Origin of the sequence: Candidatus Merdisoma sp. JLR.KK011 (assembly GCF_036941125.1) — a bacterium.
Taxonomy (GTDB): domain Bacteria; phylum Bacillota; class Clostridia; order Lachnospirales; family Lachnospiraceae; genus Laedolimicola.
Window position 1 is genome coordinate 1,334,184 of record NZ_JAYWSZ010000004.1, and the last position, 17,289, is coordinate 1,351,472.

16 protein-coding genes are annotated in these 17,289 nt (G+C 48.1%); 10 read left to right on the forward strand and 6 right to left on the reverse strand.

Annotated elements, in window-relative coordinates; genetic code table 11:
• Nucleotides 1–3: 3 nt before the first annotated feature.
• Nucleotides 4–1,707, reverse strand: coding sequence for a hypothetical protein (locus VV089_RS20345; protein ID WP_334337179.1), 1,704 nt, complete (start codon nt 1,705–1,707; stop codon nt 4–6).
• A gap of 153 nt (nt 1,708–1,860) precedes the next feature.
• Between VV089_RS20345 and VV089_RS20350 the strand changes: the two genes are divergently transcribed.
• A complete protein-coding gene (locus VV089_RS20350) occupies nt 1,861–3,291 on the forward strand; it encodes an SGNH/GDSL hydrolase family protein (RefSeq protein ID WP_334337180.1) in 1,431 nt (476 codons plus the stop codon).
• 59 nt (nt 3,292–3,350) lie between these two features.
• Here VV089_RS20350 and VV089_RS20355 read toward each other — a convergent pair whose 3' ends face one another.
• Nucleotides 3,351–3,521 (reverse strand): DUF362 domain-containing protein, encoded by a 171-nt coding sequence (locus VV089_RS20355; protein ID WP_172543115.1) that lies wholly within the window; start codon nt 3,519–3,521, stop codon nt 3,351–3,353.
• Between the two features lie 240 nt (nt 3,522–3,761).
• Between VV089_RS20355 and VV089_RS20360 the strand changes: the two genes are divergently transcribed.
• Nucleotides 3,762–3,965, forward strand: coding sequence for a DUF1858 domain-containing protein (locus VV089_RS20360; protein ID WP_172543116.1), 204 nt, complete (start codon nt 3,762–3,764; stop codon nt 3,963–3,965).
• Between the two features lie 122 nt (nt 3,966–4,087).
• On the opposite strand, the gene VV089_RS20365 is transcribed toward VV089_RS20360, so the two are convergent.
• Nucleotides 4,088–4,828 (reverse strand): adaptor protein MecA, encoded by a 741-nt coding sequence (locus tag VV089_RS20365; protein ID WP_334337181.1) that lies wholly within the window; start codon nt 4,826–4,828, stop codon nt 4,088–4,090.
• A gap of 541 nt (nt 4,829–5,369) precedes the next feature.
• Here VV089_RS20365 and VV089_RS20370 point away from each other — a divergent pair.
• From VV089_RS20370 to VV089_RS20390, 5 genes are all read left to right on the forward strand, one after another.
• Nucleotides 5,370–7,190 (forward strand): glycosyl hydrolase family 18 protein, encoded by a 1,821-nt coding sequence (locus VV089_RS20370; RefSeq protein ID WP_334337182.1) that lies wholly within the window; start codon nt 5,370–5,372, stop codon nt 7,188–7,190.
• A gap of 59 nt (nt 7,191–7,249) precedes the next feature.
• Nucleotides 7,250–7,975, forward strand: a complete 726-nt coding sequence (locus VV089_RS20375; protein ID WP_334337183.1) for an N-acetylmuramoyl-L-alanine amidase — start codon at nt 7,250–7,252, stop codon at nt 7,973–7,975.
• A gap of 127 nt (nt 7,976–8,102) precedes the next feature.
• The gene (gene rpiB, locus VV089_RS20380; protein WP_172543118.1) at nt 8,103–8,534 is read left to right on the forward strand and encodes a ribose 5-phosphate isomerase B; all 432 of its coding nucleotides are present in this window, start codon (nt 8,103–8,105) and stop codon (nt 8,532–8,534) included.
• 21 nt (nt 8,535–8,555) lie between these two features.
• Complete coding sequence (gene upp, locus VV089_RS20385) at nt 8,556–9,185, forward strand: uracil phosphoribosyltransferase (protein WP_172543119.1); 630 nt, start codon at nt 8,556–8,558, stop codon at nt 9,183–9,185.
• An 82-nt stretch (nt 9,186–9,267) separates the two neighbouring features.
• The gene (locus VV089_RS20390) at nt 9,268–9,753 is read left to right on the forward strand and encodes a deoxycytidylate deaminase (RefSeq protein WP_172543120.1); all 486 of its coding nucleotides are present in this window, start codon (nt 9,268–9,270) and stop codon (nt 9,751–9,753) included.
• A gap of 44 nt (nt 9,754–9,797) precedes the next feature.
• On the opposite strand, the gene VV089_RS20395 is transcribed toward VV089_RS20390, so the two are convergent.
• Complete coding sequence (locus VV089_RS20395; protein WP_334337184.1) at nt 9,798–10,295, reverse strand: DUF402 domain-containing protein; 498 nt, start codon at nt 10,293–10,295, stop codon at nt 9,798–9,800.
• 126 nt (nt 10,296–10,421) lie between these two features.
• Nucleotides 10,422–11,345 (reverse strand): AraC family transcriptional regulator, encoded by a 924-nt coding sequence (locus VV089_RS20400; RefSeq protein WP_172543122.1) that lies wholly within the window; start codon nt 11,343–11,345, stop codon nt 10,422–10,424.
• Nucleotides 11,346–11,563: 218 nt separating this feature from the next.
• Here VV089_RS20400 and VV089_RS20405 point away from each other — a divergent pair, with 218 nt between their 5' ends.
• Nucleotides 11,564–13,366, forward strand: coding sequence for an L-fucose isomerase (locus tag VV089_RS20405; protein WP_334337185.1), 1,803 nt, complete (start codon nt 11,564–11,566; stop codon nt 13,364–13,366).
• A 136-nt stretch (nt 13,367–13,502) separates the two neighbouring features.
• Here VV089_RS20405 and VV089_RS20410 read toward each other — a convergent pair whose 3' ends face one another.
• A complete protein-coding gene (locus VV089_RS20410; RefSeq protein WP_334337186.1) occupies nt 13,503–14,543 on the reverse strand; it encodes a LacI family DNA-binding transcriptional regulator in 1,041 nt (346 codons plus the stop codon).
• Nucleotides 14,544–14,865: 322 nt separating this feature from the next.
• Between VV089_RS20410 and VV089_RS20415 the strand changes: the two genes are divergently transcribed.
• Both VV089_RS20415 and VV089_RS20420 read left to right on the forward strand, forming a co-directional pair.
• The gene (locus VV089_RS20415; protein WP_334337187.1) at nt 14,866–15,741 is read left to right on the forward strand and encodes a D-psicose 3-epimerase; all 876 of its coding nucleotides are present in this window, start codon (nt 14,866–14,868) and stop codon (nt 15,739–15,741) included.
• Nucleotides 15,742–15,768: 27 nt separating this feature from the next.
• Nucleotides 15,769–17,262 carry a sugar ABC transporter ATP-binding protein gene (locus VV089_RS20420; RefSeq protein WP_334337188.1) on the forward strand — a complete coding sequence of 498 codons (1,494 nt, stop codon included), beginning with the start codon at nt 15,769–15,771 and terminating at the stop codon, nt 17,260–17,262.
• Nucleotides 17,263–17,289: the final 27 nt, after the last annotated feature.

Below are 17,289 nucleotides of genomic sequence, written 5' to 3' on the forward strand. Positions count from 1 at the left end.
GGCTTAGATTTTCTTTTTTAGAAGTGCAGCGGCGGATTCTAATGTGATTACTTCGTATCCCTGGGTTAGGAATTCCTGCATGAGCAGCGGCTCTTCCTCAAGTGCTTTTTCCAGATCTGTGCAGTAGATTACAGTGGGATACTTTTCCGGGAACATGCTCAGATAGAGTCTGTAAATGGGTTCTTCTGCCATTCCCCAGCAGGTATAGCTGGCGCAGGAGGCTTCTGTACAAAGGTAAGCCCAGGGTTCCATGGCCATAACGAGGAGTGTGTCGTTTTCGGTAATGGGCAGGGACTTTAGGCCGCTGACCCGTTCCTCGTGGAATGCCGCCATGCCGGGGGAAGTGAAAAGTCCTTTGGCGGGCCCGGTGTGGACCTGGGCGGTGAGATTTGGCAGGGGTTCTTCGTTGTAAAAGAAGGTGATTCTTAAGCAGCCGCTGACGGTGATGTGGACGGCCAGTGCCGCCAGAATACACACAGAGGCGGCTTTTCCGGTTATGGATTTGGCGGATTCTCTGACAAATGCCTGGAAAAGCTGGTACAGGAACAATGCGCCGATGGAGCTGCAGAGGATATAGGAAGAGGTAATGCAAAGAATTCCCGTGTCAGAGGCAAAATGAGAGCACAGAGAATACAGCACGCCGGGTATAAACCAGAGAAATAAATATTGGAAATCCTTTTCCGGAAGCAGCCAGAAGCACAAAAAACCCAGGAATGCCAGGGGCATAGCGCAAAAATTGGTCGGAACATGATTTTGCAGCAATCCATAGAAGCAGAGGTAGTAAACAACCGCCGCTGCGGAGGGAAGAAGATACCAGAGGGCATGAGAGAAGCGTCTTTTGTCAAAGGGTAAGATTACACAGGCAGCGCCGGCAGACCATACCAGATAGGGAATGGTCTTATAAACTCTTCGGAAATAAGAGGAAAGCTTATGCATCCACTGTGACGGATTTTGTTCATATCCGGGCATCCGGAAATTGTAAAGAAATGTCTGGGACAGTTCCCCCAGGGAGGCACGCCTCAGCAGCATGACGCAGAAGATAATAAATATGAAAAAAGCGCCTGCAGTAATCCACAGAAGAGAAAAAAGGGAGAAAGCTTCTGTGCTTCGGGGGTTTTTGTGCTTATGCAGGATAAACTGCCCGGTACAGACGGCGGCGTACAGGAAGTAGAGGATAATGGCAAAGGGATTGGATAAAACGCAGAGGGCAAAGCAGATGCCGCAGAAAACATAATCTCTGGCAGGGTGCTTTTTAGGACCCGACAGGATTGCGAAGGTCAGCATGGCAAAGCCGAGCCCCATGGTATTGTAGGACAGAGCTGCAATGTTGAAGGGCGTAAATAAAAGATAGAGGAGGCTGACAAGGAGGCCGCCCCATTTTAAATGATAAAGCCGCAGAAAGCATACAAGAGCCACGGTCAGCTGGAATATCACATAAAGTATCCGCAAAAACAGAATAACGCCGTCGTTGGAACCGGTTATGAGCCGGAAGAGGGCATAAAAAGGATAGGCGGGAATACAGGACATCAGATGGAGCTGCCAGTCGTGAACCAGATAAACATCGCCTTGAAAGAGGCGGTAGAGACTGTCGGCATAATACATTTCATCATTGTAATTGACACCGTAAAAAGCCCTCCAGATAAAAGTCAGGCCGATCAGGAACAGACATGCGGTAAATATATAGTCAATGGGTTTGAGGTTTTTCATAGAGGACGGCCCTTTCCCGTAAATTTTTTTAATAATATAGGAATTATATCAAAATTGACGCTTGAAGTAAAGGCGGCGGCTGAGTATAATAGAGCAGATAAAAGGGTAAAGCAGAAAAAAGTAAGAGTCAGAGAGATGAGGGGTGCATAAGCATTGAGGCGTTTTCTTTTATGCCTTCTGGCAGCGGGAATGCTGACCGGGGGGATTCGCAGAGAGACTTTTCAAAAGGGGAATGTAGTCGGCTTTTTTGGTGACAGTATTACGCATGCGGAGTATTCGGAGATCAATTATACCCATGTGCTGTATAATTATTATGTGACGCATCTGCCGAAAGAGGAGATGGAGTTTCGGAATCTGGGAGTAGGGGGAGCGCAGCTGTCTGACGGATTGGAGCTGTACCGGGAGGATCCAGCGTCATCTGGGCTTCAAAAGGCTGTTCTGGAATATGGAATTAATGATTTGAAAAAATATCTCTATGAAGAAACAGGAGCTTATGATGGAAGCGAGGAGGAGCGGAAGGAGAATATAGAGGACTTCGAAGAAAATCTCGGCGCTTTTCTGAAGCTGCTGGAGGAGGACGGAATTGAAAAAGAGGGTGTTTATATCGCATCCCTTCCTGTTCCCAGCCGGGTAAATTCCGGGACGGGAACAGAGTCGGATCCTGCCTTGCTGCGGACAAGGGAAGGATTTCGGTTAATGTCCGAGGCGGCCAGAGGGTTTGCGCAGGAAGAGGGGCTTCCCTTGATAGAATTCCAGGAACCGCTGACAGAATTGGCGGAAACATTTTCCGGAGCGGATCCGGAAAGGAACCTTTTATGTGAGGACTATCTGCACCCGGATACAAACGGGCAGATATATCTGGCTTACCTTTTTCTGGAGCAGCAGGGAGCCCTTGAGGACGTGTCCTATGTCAAGATTTTGGAGGGCCGGATAGAATCGGAGAATGCTAAGGTGTCGAATCTGCACTGTAAAGAGGGGTATCTGTACTATGATTACCGGGCGGATCGGCTGCCAATGGGGATCTCCCATGAATATCGCCAGGCGGATGAAAGCCTTCATATTCTTGATAAGCTGAACCGGGAAATCATACAGGTGCAGGATCTGGAAGCGGAAGCGGTTTATGATATTTATATAAACGGGGAACAGGTTGGAAGCTACACCGGCGCTGAATTTGCCGAGGGCGTTAACATTGCCAATGTCAGCGAGAATCCTTCCCAGCGCTTCGCCAGAGCCGTAGAGCAGATGAACCGGGGAAGAAGAGTGGAAGAGCTTGCTTACCGAAAAAAGGTGCAGGATTTTACAGACTGCGGTTCCGGCAGAGTGACAAAAGAGGAGCTTCTGGAGGCTTATAAGGTATGGCGGGAGAAGGATGAGGAGTATCGGAAGAATATGTATGAGCTTGTGCAGGGGCAGATCGAGGTTACGCAGCGCGTGGCGGTTGTCCGGCAGGGAGTGGAGGCGCCTGAGGCAGCCTTCGCGGTTCCGGGGAGGGATTATAAAAAAATAATCCTGCCTGTCCTGTTCCTCTTTGCCGCGGCAGCGGCCGTATTCTGCGTGGTAAGGAAAAAAAGGAAACAGCGGTGAGCTTCTCACTGCTGTTTCCTTTTTGGATCCGATTCTTACGGATAGTGTTGAAAACCGGATTATTCTGCACTGATAGCGCCGGTGGGACATTCTGCCTCGCAGGTTCCGCAATCCAGACATGCATCAGCATCGATTACATACTTGCCGTCACCCTCGCTGATAGCCTCTGCAGGACATACAGCAGCGCAGGAACCGCAGTTTGCGCAGTCGTCATTGATTACATATGCCATTATACCGCTCCTCCTTATATTCTCTCGTTCCGATCCTTTGGGGACCTTACGTGTATTTTAATATAAAGTACAGGATTATACAAGTGGAAAAATTATAAAATAATAAATAAAGTTACCGAGTGGTGCTGCTGTACAGAAGCAGCTTTATAAAATTCCTTGCAAAATAGTAGGAATTACATTATAATAAATTCTGCAATGATGCAGATAATAAAAAGTACAGATAAAAGGAGGAAGCTTCAAATGGCAAAGATAACCAAGGACATGCTGATGGGTCAGATCCTTCAAGTGGATGAGAATATGGCGGGAATTCTGATGAGAGAAGGGATGCACTGCGTAGGCTGTCCCTCACACCAGTTTGAATCACTGGAGGAGGCTGCGATGGTTCACGGGATGGATCCGGATGTGCTGACGGCACGTCTGAATGCATTTCTGGAAGCAGAATAAGACAGCCCTGCCGCTCGCAGAGCGTATAGGAACAAAAAAGGCTTCTGATAAAGTGAGCCGGGGTGAATTCTCCCAAGAGAGCATCCCGGCTCTATTTTTATTATATTTTTTTGCGGCAGCTTTTATAAAAGGGATAATCTCTGCAGAGCTTCATCCCGGATCAGCAGCTCCTCATGCTCTTCTAAGTAGGCTTCGCTGGCGGACGCATACTTTTCGCCTGTGCCGTACTCGGAGAGAATGTTGGAAACCTTGTTAAACTCTTCCGGCGTATGGCTGCTCTTTCTGGCTACCAGGCAGTAGCCGCCGTTCTTCCTTAAGCGAAACAGGCTGTTGCAGCCATTGTAGCAGTTCTGAAGCACATGGGCGGCGGAAATGACTGTGTCAAGGCTGGAGAAAAAGTACAGACGGGCCAAATCCAGCTCCTGGGCCAGAGCCAGGGCTTTTTCTTCCTGCTCCTCCTGTGTGCCTTCTTTCAGATGGCGTTCAATCAGCTTGCGGAACATATCCAGGACATTATCCGCTCCCTCAGGAAGCACGCTGCCCAGATCTGAGACGTCTTCAAAACGGCTGTCGCTTCCGGGAGCAAACTTGGAGAAACGGGTATCCAGTTCCTCGGGATCCTCTACCTTGGTGATGATTAGGACAATGCACTCATTGGGAAGAGGAATGGCCTCAATCATCAAAGGGATGTTATCTGCTTCAAATCCAAAATCAACAGAAGCCTGCTGCATCATATCCCGAAAGAGCTCTTTGGCCTTCTCGGTGCCGTAGGCCAGCTCACTGAGCTTGATCTGGCGCATAGCCAGATCGTCACGGGTAAGCGTGCAGCGTATCTGGTTGTCATTCAACTTTTCTATTCTCATAATCACCACATCCAAATTTGAAATCGCGTTACTTACAACTATTATATACATTTTTGAAAGTATATACAATATTTAAAGAGAAGTCAATATGCCAAAAATGCCAATTTTTTTATTAAAAATTTCTAAATTTTTTTCTGCACGTGCATTTTTAAAGAAAATCCGAATATAATATACATGGGAGGACCGCCTGCGGAAAGGAGGCGGAGCACATTCATATTACATAGGATCTGTGTAAGCCAGGCATTTCATTCTGTCACCAGTTCGGTGAAGCATTCCACGATTGTAACCTTTAAGATATGAAAAAGCAGCGGGGTCACTCCAAAATATCTATCACGAGCTCCTTTTGGAGAAAGCGGCGGCCCTGCGGATCACAGGTGTGCGGACCGGACCCCTCTGATGCGGACACAAGACCAGAAAAGGGATCCGCAGGACGGCGGCTTCAAAACTTAGAGTTTTCTTAAAATTTATAAAATGTCGAAAATTAGGGATGACGTGTCGAAAAAATTCTGCTATTATGATAAAAGAATAGGAGGATTCTTTCATGGCAGCAAAAAATAGGAGAAAAAGAAGGAGATCCAGCGCCAGAAGAAGCGGTGACAGAAGGCAGCTAGTGCCTGTTCTGGCGGCAGTGTTTCTGATTGTTGTTATTTTGATCGTGATGCTGATTAATTATCTGGTGAAAAAATACAGTCCGTCCGATGAACGGATGGATTTGAGTGCATATTTTAATCTGGAACAGGGAGATGAAGCGGCCATTATTCTGGAGGATGATCTGACAGAGTTCCGGGCCCGGATCCTGGACGGGGAAGCCTATGTGACCACGGATTTTCTCTATGAACAGCTGAACCAGCGGTTTTACTGGGATGCGAAGGAGAATCTGCTTCTCTATACGACCCCTACAGAGGTCATTACGGCGAGTGTGGGAAGCAATGATTATACGGTAGCCAAGGCAAAGTATACGGAGAGCTATGCGCCGGTGAAGGTGGACGGAGACACGGCATACGTGGCGCTGAAATACATTCAGAAGTACACGGCCATGGAATTCGAGGTTATGACGGATGAGATAAACCGGGTGCACATTCAGAGAAGCTTCGGCGCCTTTGATACGGTATCGGTGAAAAAGGATGCCAGAGTGCGATTTGAGCCGAATATCAAGAGTCCCATTCTCACGGACGCAGTAAAGGGAGACATCCTGTATGTGCTGCCTCCCGATGCAGAGGCGGAGACGGAGCTTCCGGAGGACTGGACCAGAGTCCGTACCGGCAATGGGTTCGTCGGCTATATCCGCAATAAGTATCTGGGAGAGAAGGGGCAGGAGACAAAGGAGCCCAATTATGCAGATCCGGAGTATCCCAGCATTCAGAAGGATTACACCATTAATATGGCATGGCATCAGGTGACAAATGCAGATGCCAATAACTCGGTTCTGGAAGCCATTGCCAAGACCAAGGGGCTGACGACCATTTCACCCACCTGGTTTTTCCTCAATGACAATGAAGGGAACATCCAGTCTCTGGCAAGCCAGACCTACGTGAATTACTGCCATCAGAACGGCATCGAGGTGTGGGCCCTGGTAAATGATATCGAGTACAAGGATACCATTAAGGATTATGAGATTCTTTCCAGAACCTCGTCACGCCAGCGGCTTGTGAACAATTTGATTGCAAAGGCCATTGAGTTTGACCTGGACGGCCTGAATATTGATTTTGAGTTTATTAACGCAGAATCCGCCAAGGCATATATACAGTTTATACGAGAACTGTCGATTATGTGCCGCCTCAATGGAATTGTCCTTTCTGTGGACAATTATGTGCCGGCGGATCACAACCTGTTCTACAACCGGAAGGAGCAGGGAATCGTGGCCGACTATGTGATTATCATGGGCTACGATGAGCATTATGCCACCTCCCCGGAGGCCGGATCCGTGGCAAGCATCGACTGGGTGCGCAAGGGAATTGAGAATACCCTGTCGGAGGTTCCGGCGGAAAAGGTGATCAATGCGGTTCCCTTTTATACCAGACTGTGGGAGGAGCGCCCCAAGACGGAAGAGGAGCTGGCAGAGGAATCGGAGAATGAAGAATTCGTTCCTTATAAGGTCACGAGCAAAGCCTACGGAATGGACGGCGCAGACCGTCTGCTGTCCGAGCATAACGCAGAAAAGGTCTGGAATGACGTATGCGGCCAATATTATGCAGAATTCACGGAAGAGGGGAGTACTTATAAGATCTGGCTGGAAGAAGAGGAGTCGATTGAACTGAAGGCCGCCCTCATCCGGGAGTACAATCTGGCCGGTATTGCGGCCTGGAAGCTTGGATTTGAACGGCAGGATATCTGGGATATTATACTGCGGTATGTGAATTGAGACATGGAATAAACGAAACCGCCATATATTTTACAAAGAAATATATGGCGGTTTTTTTCATGGAAATGTTGCGGAAATTAAAGGAAAGAATGGTTAGGAGAAGCCATGTCATCGGCTTGGGGATGGCAGTCCTGGTTTTGGCAAGCGCCTGCTATTTTGCCCGAGGGGGCTTCTGGGAGCAGGCGGGAGGGAAGGCACAAAGATCGGATTCCCGGCTGGTGATTCTGGACGCCGGCCATGGAGGAAATGATCCGGGAAAAATCAGCGTGGATGGGACACAGGAGAAGGATCTGAATCTGGAGATTGCAGGAAAGCTGAAAGTCCTTCTGGAACAGCAGGACATAGAGGTGGTGATGACCCGGGAGGAGGATCGGGGCCTGTATGATGAGAATGCCTCCAACAAAAAAGCCCAGGACATGAAGCGCAGATGCGAGCTGATCAATGAGGAACAGCCGGCCTGTGTGGTGAGCATTCACCAGAACAGCTACCATGAGGAGGCGATTCACGGGGCGCAGGTTTTTTATTACGGAACCTCCAAGGAGAGTCAGGGGCTGGCGGAGCTGATACAAGAAGAGCTTGTCCGCTTTGTAGATCCGGAGAATCACAGACAGGCGAAGGCCAATGATACCTATTATCTTTTGAAGAAAACCCAGGCGCCGGTGGTGATTGTGGAGTGTGGGTTTTTAAGCAACTGGGAGGAGAATGGGAAGCTGAAAGACGAGAATTACCAGGATCAGCTGGTGTGGGCGATACATATGGGGGTTATGCGGTATTTGAACCAGTAGGAAGGCCGCCCCGTCCTGTCATTTTTTCCAGGATCCAGGTTCCTTGCAAAGGTTAAAAGAAAGCATTTGCTATTCCATAAAAAAATGATATAATTTAGAAAATAAACAGTATGGAGGTAGCACAACAATGATAGCGCTTGGATGTGATCACGGTGGATATGAATTGATGCAGGAGGTCATCGCCTACCTGGATGAGAAGGGGCTGGAATATAAGAACTTTGGATGCGGCAGCACGGATGCAGTAGATTATCCCATCTACGCAAAGAAAGTGGCAAAGGCAATCCTGTCCAAGGAGTGCGAAAAGGGCATTTTGATCTGCGGAACGGGAATCGGAATTTCGATTACGGCCAACCGCTTTAAGGGAATCCGCGCGGCGCTCTGCAGCGACTGCTTCAGCGCAGAGGCTACAAGACAGCATAACGATGCCAATATCCTTGCTATGGGCGGCCGGGTTGTAGGCCCCGGACTGGCGGTAAAGATTGTGGATACCTTCTTAAATACAGAATTTTCCAATGCAGAGAGACACATGAACCGGGTTAAGGCAATTGACGAGGAATAAGAGCAAGGAGGACAAAAGAAGATGTCAAAGGTAGTAGTAATGACGCACCCGTTGATTCAGCATAAGATCGGTGTGATCCGCCGGGCTGAAACAGGCTCCAGAGATTTCCGGGCCATGATCAGCGAGATAGCAAGCCTGATTACCTATGAGGCCACCAAGGATCTGAAGCTTATGGATGTGGAGATTGAGACGCCTATCTGTAAGACGACGGTAAAAGGGCTGGCAGGTAAGAAGATGGCCGTGATTCCCATTTTAAGGGCTGGGCTTGGAATGGTGGAAGGAATGCTTGCCATGATTCCCTCGGCGAAGGTAGGGCACATCGGCCTGTATCGGAATGAGGAGACTTTGGAGCCGGTAGAGTATTACTGCAAGGTTCCGGCGGACTGCAGCGAACGTGATGTGTTTGTGGTGGATCCGATGCTGGCTACAGGGGGCTCTTCCGTTGCGGCCATTCAGATGCTGAAAGACCGTGGTGTGAAGAATATCCGCTTTATGTGCATTATTGCGGCTCCGGAAGGGGTTAAGCGTATGCAGGAGGCACACCCGGATGTGGATATTTATGTGGGTGCGCTGGATGATCATTTGAATGAGCAGGGATATATTGTTCCGGGACTGGGAGATGCCGGGGATCGTATCTTTGGAACGAAATAGAGACGTTTTAGAGCCGGGCATCAGCATAGAAAGGGTTTGAGATACACGGCTGTGTATGATGCGGAAGATAGGAGACGTGGATATGGGAGGAAAGAGGAACGATTATATCAGCTGGGACGAGTACTTTATGGGAGTTGCAGCTCTGTCCGGTATGCGCTCCAAGGATCCCAGCACACAGGTGGGAGCCTGTATTGTCAGTGAAAACAACAAGATTTTGTCCATGGGATACAATGGCTTTCCCAATGGCTGCGATGACGACGTATTTCCCTGGGAGAGAACCGGGGAGGAGAATGAGACGAAATATCCTTTTGTGACCCACGGTGAGCTGAATGCGATTTTGAATTACCGGGGGGGAAGCCTGGAGGGGGCTAAGATTTATGTGACGCTGTTTCCCTGCAATGAGTGTGCGAAGGCGATTATTCAGGCAGGGATTAAGACGGTGGTTTACGGAAGCGACAAGTACGCCGGTACGGCGGCTGTGCTTGCTTCTAAGCGGATGTTTCGGGCGGCCGGAGTGGAGCTTATAGCGTATCGTGCTACGGGGCGGAAGATTCAGCTGGAAGTTTGATGAAAGTAATATCCCGCTGCAAAAATAATGTATGGGGCTGCTGTTTACTTTACAGCAGCCCCATTCCCGGCTTTCCAGTACGCTTCTAAAGACGGAAGCAGTGTGCCCGCGTAGATTTCCTGTAAGAGGGCGTTCAGGCGGCGCATACAGAGGCATACTTGTGCCTGCGTGAGGAGCTTTTGCTCCAGGGCGTCGGCGATTTCGTCTAAATCTACGACGCGGATGCTGCCGGAGGGATAGAGGAGTACGTCGGCCAGGAGATCGGTGAATATGTAGGTGTCGGTGTCCGGGTCAAGGGTCCAGTCGATGATATCGCAGTACCAGCAGATTAACTCATCCTCTCTGGTAAGAAAACGGCTGATCTTCCATCCTTTATCCAGAAGAAAGCAGGAAACGCCATGATCCAGATCTTTCTTGGGGCGGATAGTGTGCCAGCGTGTGACCAGCAGATTGTCTCTGCGCAGCAGGACTTCGTCCTGGTCCAGGCGGATGCACTCGTTGGGAATCAGACGTTTGCGGTAGAGTGTGGGTTTATCGGGCATGAAAAACCTCCTTATATGTTATTGAGTACGCTGCATTGCGGCCGTGAACTGCCCTGTATACCGGCTGCGGATGAAGTACTCTAAATTTTTCGGTTTTATTTTTGCGCTCTGTTCTGTCTTTTGGTTTTAGTCAAAATTCTTGATAAGCGTCAGAGAATCATGTTTTACAAATTCCTGTTCCTCTGAGCGCCGGTTGTAGTAGGTGCGCTTATAGGTGTCCGGATCGGGCAGCAGGAGAAATTCCGAGGGCGTGCAGCCGGTGATTTCTTTAAAAACCCGGTTAAAGGTCCGGATATTATTAAATCCGCAGTTAAGCGCAATCTCCGTAAACTTCTGTTCTGTATTGCGCAGCTCATAAACTGCATGTTCCACACGCACCAGATTCAGATAGGTGACGAAATTAATTCCCATAAGCTTTTTGAAGATTTTAGAAAAATATCCCGTACTGAAATTCATGCCTGCGGCTGCATACTCCAGAGAAATATTGTCTGCATAATGGTCATCTATGTAGGAGAGAAGATTCTGAAAATCCGCAAGCATCCGGGTTCTGCGGTTGTCGGGTACGGAGCTTGACTCTGTTCTTGGATGAAACCTTTTTAACAGGAACCAGAAGGTCTGCAGAGAGGAGATAACGACCTCCTGGTAATAGGACTTTTTTTCCTCAAGCTCAGAGGAAACAGTATTGATCAGCCCGGTCAGACGATCGGAAAGGCCATAGCGCGCCAGTTCCTCCTTTGTCACTAAGGGGTGTACAAAATGAGGGTTCTCAAAAAGAGAGCCCAGTATCGAAGTGTCAAATATAATAAAATCCAGAGAATTGTCCATATGGTGGGAATCACTGTAGTGAATCTGTCCGCTTTCGCAGACGGCCAGATCTCCGGCGTGAGCCGTGAAATTCACATCTGTGATGCTTAAGCGGCAGGAACCGGAGCGCACATAAATCAGTTCGATTTCCTTGTGCCAGTGAGCAAGAAAACCGATATTTTCATAGTTGGAGTGCCATACCATAAAATCTGAATCATAGCTGCGTACTTCGTGAAAAGCTTTCATACCCCTGTTCCCTCGTCAGAATTTATAAAGGATTGTTACAAAAGATTTCTATATTCTTAGAGAAAGTATATCAATTAGTACAAAAAATGTCCAGATATGAATTGAAATTTACGTGCAATTTTCTGAAAAATATTATATAATAGAGACACTTGAGAGTGGAGCGGGCGAAGCTCTGGTTTTCAAAATTTTATTAAATAGAAGTATGGAGGGTATGTAAAGTGGCAAAAAGCAGATTAGTAGGTGATTATCCTGTAATTGGCATCCGGCCGACCATTGACGGCAGAAGAGGTGTTCTGGACGTAAGAGGTTCTCTTGAGGAGCAGACTATGAATATGGCAAAGTCCGCAGCAAAGCTGTTTGAGGAGAACCTTCGCTATTCCAACGGCGAGCCGGTTAAGGTTGTGATTTCCGAGACCACCATCGGCCGTGCAGGAGAGTCCGCAAGATGTGCTGCACAGTTTAAGAAGGAAGGCGTTGACATTACTTTGACTGTAACTCCCTGCTGGTGCTATGGTTCCGAGACTATGGATATGGATCCCATGACCATCAAGGGCGTGTGGGGATTCAACGGAACAGAGCGTCCGGGCGCCGTATATCTGGCATCTGTACTGGCTACCCATGCACAAAAAGGGCTGCCGGCGTTCGGCATCTATGGACATGATGTGCAGGAAGCAGACGACACCAGCATTCCGGCAGACGTACAGGAGAAGCTGCTCCGCTTCGGCCGCGCTGCAGTTGCAGCCGCATCCATGAGAGGCAAGTCCTATCTGCAGATTGGTTCTATCTGCATGGGAATCGGCGGTTCCATCATTGACCCGGCCTTTATTGAGGAGTATCTGGGCATGAGAGTAGAGTCTGTGGACGAGGTAGAGATTATCCGCCGGATGACCGAGGGCATCTATGATGAGGAAGAGTTCCAGAAGGCTCTGAAGTGGACGAAGGAGAAGTGCATCGAGGGCTTTGACAAGAATCCGGAGGAGATTCAGAAGACCAGAGAGCAGAAGGATGCCGACTGGGAGTTCGTGGTAAAGATGATGGTTATTATCAAGGATCTCATGAGCGGAAGCGACAAGCTGGATCCCAAGTTCTCCGAGGAAGCTATCGGACACAATGCTATCGCGGCAGGCTTCCAGGGACAGAGACAGTGGACAGACTTCTATCCCAACTGTGATTTCCCGGAGGCAATGCTCAATACCTCCTTTGACTGGAACGGAGCAAGAGAGCCCTACGTTCTGGCAACCGAGAATGATACGCTGAACGGTCTTGGAATGCTGTTTATGAAGCTTCTGACCAACCGTGCCCAGATTTTTGCCGATGTGCGCACTTACTGGAGCGGCGATGCGGTTCAGAAGGCAACCGGCTATACGATTGAAGGAAAGGCAAAGGATGCAGACGGATTTATCCATCTGATCAACTCCGGCGCGGCTTGTCTGGATGCCTGCGGCGAGGCAAAGGATGAGAGCGGCGCAGCCTGCATGAAGGAATGGTGGAATGTAACAGAGGCAGACCAAGAGGCGATTCTGAAAGCGACCACCTGGAATCCGGCAGATAACGGATACTTCCGGGGCGGCGGATACTCCTCACGCTTTGTAACCAATGCCGAGATGCCGGTTACGATGATTCGTCTGAATCTGGTGAAGGGCCTGGGCCCGGTTCTGCAGATTGCAGAGGGCTGGACAGTGCAGCTTCCCGATGAAGTAACCGATAAGCTCTGGAAGAGAACCGACTATACATGGCCCTGCACCTGGTTCGCTCCCAGATGTACCGGAGAGGGCGCATTCAAGACTGCTTACGATGTGATGAACAACTGGGGCGCTAACCATGGCGCAATCAGCTACGGTCATATCGGCGCGGATCTGATCACCTTCTGTTCCATGCTCAGAATTCCGGTTTGCATGCACAACGTACCGGAGGAGAAGATCTTCCGTCCGGCAGCATGGAATGCATTCGGAATGGACAAAGAGGGACAGGATTACAGAGCCTGCCAGGCTTACGGGCCTCTTTATAAGACTATCCGGTAATCAGGCCGGATGAAAGCCTGCCGGGAGCAGGCATCAATAAGAATATAAGATCCGAATAAAGCAAAAGACAACAGGTTTTGCGGTTACAGTCCGCAAAACCTGTTGTCTTTTAAAGGAAGTCCTTCTCTGCGAGGGACTAATCTTCAATCGTATCAATATTATCCTCTGTAGCGATGGTGATTGGCACCTTGATATAACTGGATTCGGGTTTCTGACGCTTGACAATATAGTCAAACAAAAGCTTTACCAGCTGATAACCCTGTTGTGAAGCGCTTTGTCCGATGGCGAAATCTACAGTTCCGTTCTGCAGGAGAACAATGGTATCGGGAACCAGATCATGGCATACAATCTTCAAATCCTGTGATTTCCCTGTAAATTCCAATGCATTTCCCACACCCTTGATTCCGCCTCCTGTGATATAGATGCCCTTTAGATTCGGATATCTGTTACAATATTCCAGAGCAGCTTTAAATGCGGCTTCCTTTCGATCCTGGTTTTCCTGGATCTCTACAATGTTCAGATTGGGGTATCGGGAAGAAAGCTTTTTCTGGAAACCCTTCAGACGACACTGATGGCAGGAAAGATTATTGGAGCTGATGATGATTCCCACATCGCCGCCGTCCGGCAGCAGGCGTCCCATTAGTCCAGCAGCGGTCTCTCCGCCCTTGACATGATCCTGTCCAAGAAAGCAAAGCTCGTGAATCCCTTCAATTTTCGAATTGAATGTAATGATAATGATTCCCTGGTCGGATAACTGGTTAAGCTTGCTCTTTACCTGGGAATCATCAATAGGCAGGAGGGCGATTCCCGCATAACCGTTTGCACTCATATCGTTCAGAAGAGTGACCAGCTCGGCTGGTTCCAGGGTAGTCATCATTTTCACATCAACAATAAGGGAAAAGGGAGAGAATTCTTCCTCTGCCTGTCTGATTCCTTTTAGAGTGGCCTGGATATAGGGATTGTATTCCGGTGTGAGTACGATGCCGATTTTAGTTGGTGTCTTGCTTTGTACCAGGGCTTTTCCCAGAAAATTGGGGTGATAATTTAATTCTTTTGCGATCAGCAGAACCTTTTTCCTGGTTTCTTCCTTTACGCCGGGACGTCTGTTCAATACTTTATCCACAGTGCCCCGGGATACGTTAGCTAACTCTGCGATCTGCTTGATGGTAACGCTCATGTTCTGCCTCGATTGTTCTGTTTTTTACAATTCTATACACAATAAAGAGTATCAAAAAACATGTCGACTGTCCAGTATAAAAAAGTAAAAACAGAAAAATTTGGAATAATTGTATGAGAACCAAATTAGAAAAAATTAATGCAAAAATTTTTTTGCAAGAATGTGCTCGAGCTCACTCTTGTTTTGGGTAAAATAAAAAAATTGGTAATATTAAACAAAAATGTGTTAAATAAATTGTAAAAAAATACATATTGTCAATTTGTAGGTGGGAGGGTATAATGGAACAATAAAAGAGCTCGAGCACAAAATGGAGGTAAATATCATGAAGTTTGGAACAGGATATTCTTTCTGGGGAACAGAATGGAAATGCGATTATATTGAGATGGTGAACCGGGTCGCAGACATCGGATTTGATATTCTGGAAATCGGAGCGGATCATCTGTATCACATGACAGAGGCAGAGATTGCAAAGTTGAAGGCAGAGGGGAGCAAAAGAGGGATTGCATTTACGACCAACAGCGGCCCGGCCAAGCAGTACGACCTGTCCTCTGCGGACGAGGCAGTGAGAAAAAACGGTATTTTATACTTTAAGGATATTCTGCATAAGATGGAGCTTCTGGGTTCCGAAAGCCTGGTAGGCGCGATTTATTCTTACTGGCCGGTGGATTTCTCCATTTCTGATAACGATAAGGAAGCAGCCTGGGAGAGAAGTATTCCCTGTATAAAGGAGCTTGGGGATATGGCGGCAGAATCGGGGATTGAATGTGCTCTTGAGGTTCTGAATAGGAACGAGACCTACATACTGACAGATTGCGCAGAAGCTATTGAATATGTAAAACGGACAGACAGCAAGGGTATAAAAATTCTTCTGGATACCTACCATATGAACATTGAAGAGGATAATATGTACGACGCACTTCGCAGGGCAGGCGATCTGCTGGGGCATGTACATGTGGGAGAATGCAACCGGAAGCTTCCCGGCATGAATAACAGCATTAACTGGCCGGAGATTGGAAAGGCCTTAAGAGATATCAATTATCAAAAAGCTGTTGTCATGGAACCTTTCCTGCTTTCGGGAGGAGATGTAGGCAGAGACATCCGTGTCTGGAGAGACTTAAGCAACAAAGCAGATGAGGCGCAGATGACCAGATACATCACGGACTCTCTGGCATATCTGAAAAAATGCTGTGAGGGCTGAGAATCATTGTTAAGGAAAGGAGCAGAGATGGGAGAAACATATAAGCTGGAGATACAGGGTGTCTCCAAGTCTTTTCCCGGTGTAAAAGCGCTTGACAATGTAAATATTGCATTGAGGCCGGGAACGGTTCATGCAGTGATGGGAGAGAACGGAGCGGGCAAGTCCACATTGATGAAGATCATCAATGGTCTTTATAAAAGGGATGAGGGCAGAATTCTGCTGGATGGAAAGGAAGTTCATTTTTCAGGGCCGGAGGAATCCGGGGCGGCCGGGATTGCCATGATTTACCAGGAACTGAACTTTTTTCCGGAACTGACCGTGGCCGAGAATATGTTTATGAGAAGACAGCCTGGAAAGGCTGGTCTAGTGTCCTGGGGGCAGATGATGGAAAATGCCAGGAAGATTTTGGAGGAGAACGGGCTTCACTATGATCCGTCAGAAAAGATTAAGAACCTTCCGATTGCCAGTGTCCAGATGCTGGAGATTATCAAGGCAGTGGCCTTTAAGGCGCAGGTAATCATCATGGATGAGCCCACGTCCTCGATCTCCAATAAGGAAGTCGAGTTCCTGTTTGAGACGATTAAGCGGCTGAAGGAGCAAGGTATCAGTTTTCTCTATATCAGTCACAAGATGGAAGAGATTTTCCGTATTGCGGATGACATTACGATTATCAGAGATGGAAAGAGTATCATTTCCGGAAGAGTAGATGAGTTTACAGAGGATTCTATCATTACCCACATGGTGGGCCGTTCCATCGAAAATATTTATCCGAAGGAAAATGTACCCATCGGGGAAGTCATATTTGAAGCAAAGAATCTTTCCACCGAAGGGATGTTCAAAAACGTGTCCCTGGAGGTCAGAAGGGGAGAGATCGTAGGAATGGCAGGTCTGGTAGGGGCTGGCAGGAGCGAGGTATGCAGGGCTGTTTTCGGACTGGATCCGCTGGAATCGGGAGAGATTACTCTCTGCGGAGAGCGCTATGTACCTAAGGATGTCACTCATGCCATTAAGAATAAGATTCTGATGATTACGGAAGACCGGAAAAAGGAAGGAATCATCGGAGTACGGAGCTGCCGGGAAAATATTACACTGACCAGCCATCACATCCAGAAGGGCATTTTTATGAATCTTAAACAGGAGATCGAAGATGCAGAGAGGATGTCAGAGATGCTTAAAGTCCGCTTTGCGGGCATTGAGACGCCCATTGGGTCCTTAAGCGGGGGCAATCAGCAGAAGGTATTGCTGGCCCGGTGGCTGATGCTGGAAAGCAGGCTTCTGATTCTGGATGAACCTACAAGAGGAATTGATGTAGGTGCCAAGCTGGAGATTTACAATATTATTACAGATCTTGTGAAAAAGGGATATGCGATTCTGATGATTTCTTCTGAAATGCCCGAGCTTCTGGGAATGTGCGACAGGATTTATGTTATGAGCCAGGGGTATGTGTCAGGATGTCTGGAGCGTGAGGAGTTCCATCAGGAAACGATTATGCAGATGGCGGTAAAAAACGTGGCGGAATAGTATGTGTCGAAGCGACTTTACCCTTTA

Coding starts and splice junctions, on each gene's coding strand:
- VV089_RS20420 (WP_334337188.1), top strand. CDS start 15,769: ATGGGAGAAACATATAAGCTGGAGATACAGGGTGTCTCCAAGTCTTTT.
- VV089_RS20395 (WP_334337184.1), bottom strand. CDS start 10,295: ATGCCCGATAAACCCACACTCTACCGCAAACGTCTGATTCCCAACGAG.
- VV089_RS20345 (WP_334337179.1), bottom strand. CDS start 1,707: ATGAAAAACCTCAAACCCATTGACTATATATTTACCGCATGTCTGTTC.
- VV089_RS20355 (WP_172543115.1), bottom strand. CDS start 3,521: ATGGCATATGTAATCAATGACGACTGCGCAAACTGCGGTTCCTGCGCT.
- rpiB (WP_172543118.1), top strand. CDS start 8,103: ATGATAGCGCTTGGATGTGATCACGGTGGATATGAATTGATGCAGGAG.
- VV089_RS20370 (WP_334337182.1), top strand. CDS start 5,370: ATGGCAGCAAAAAATAGGAGAAAAAGAAGGAGATCCAGCGCCAGAAGA.
- upp (WP_172543119.1), top strand. CDS start 8,556: ATGTCAAAGGTAGTAGTAATGACGCACCCGTTGATTCAGCATAAGATC.
- VV089_RS20375 (WP_334337183.1), top strand. CDS start 7,250: ATGGAAATGTTGCGGAAATTAAAGGAAAGAATGGTTAGGAGAAGCCAT.
- VV089_RS20400 (WP_172543122.1), bottom strand. CDS start 11,345: ATGAAAGCTTTTCACGAAGTACGCAGCTATGATTCAGATTTTATGGTA.
- VV089_RS20390 (WP_172543120.1), top strand. CDS start 9,268: ATGGGAGGAAAGAGGAACGATTATATCAGCTGGGACGAGTACTTTATG.
- VV089_RS20365 (WP_334337181.1), bottom strand. CDS start 4,828: ATGAGAATAGAAAAGTTGAATGACAACCAGATACGCTGCACGCTTACC.
- VV089_RS20360 (WP_172543116.1), top strand. CDS start 3,762: ATGGCAAAGATAACCAAGGACATGCTGATGGGTCAGATCCTTCAAGTG.
- VV089_RS20410 (WP_334337186.1), bottom strand. CDS start 14,543: ATGAGCGTTACCATCAAGCAGATCGCAGAGTTAGCTAACGTATCCCGG.
- VV089_RS20415 (WP_334337187.1), top strand. CDS start 14,866: ATGAAGTTTGGAACAGGATATTCTTTCTGGGGAACAGAATGGAAATGC.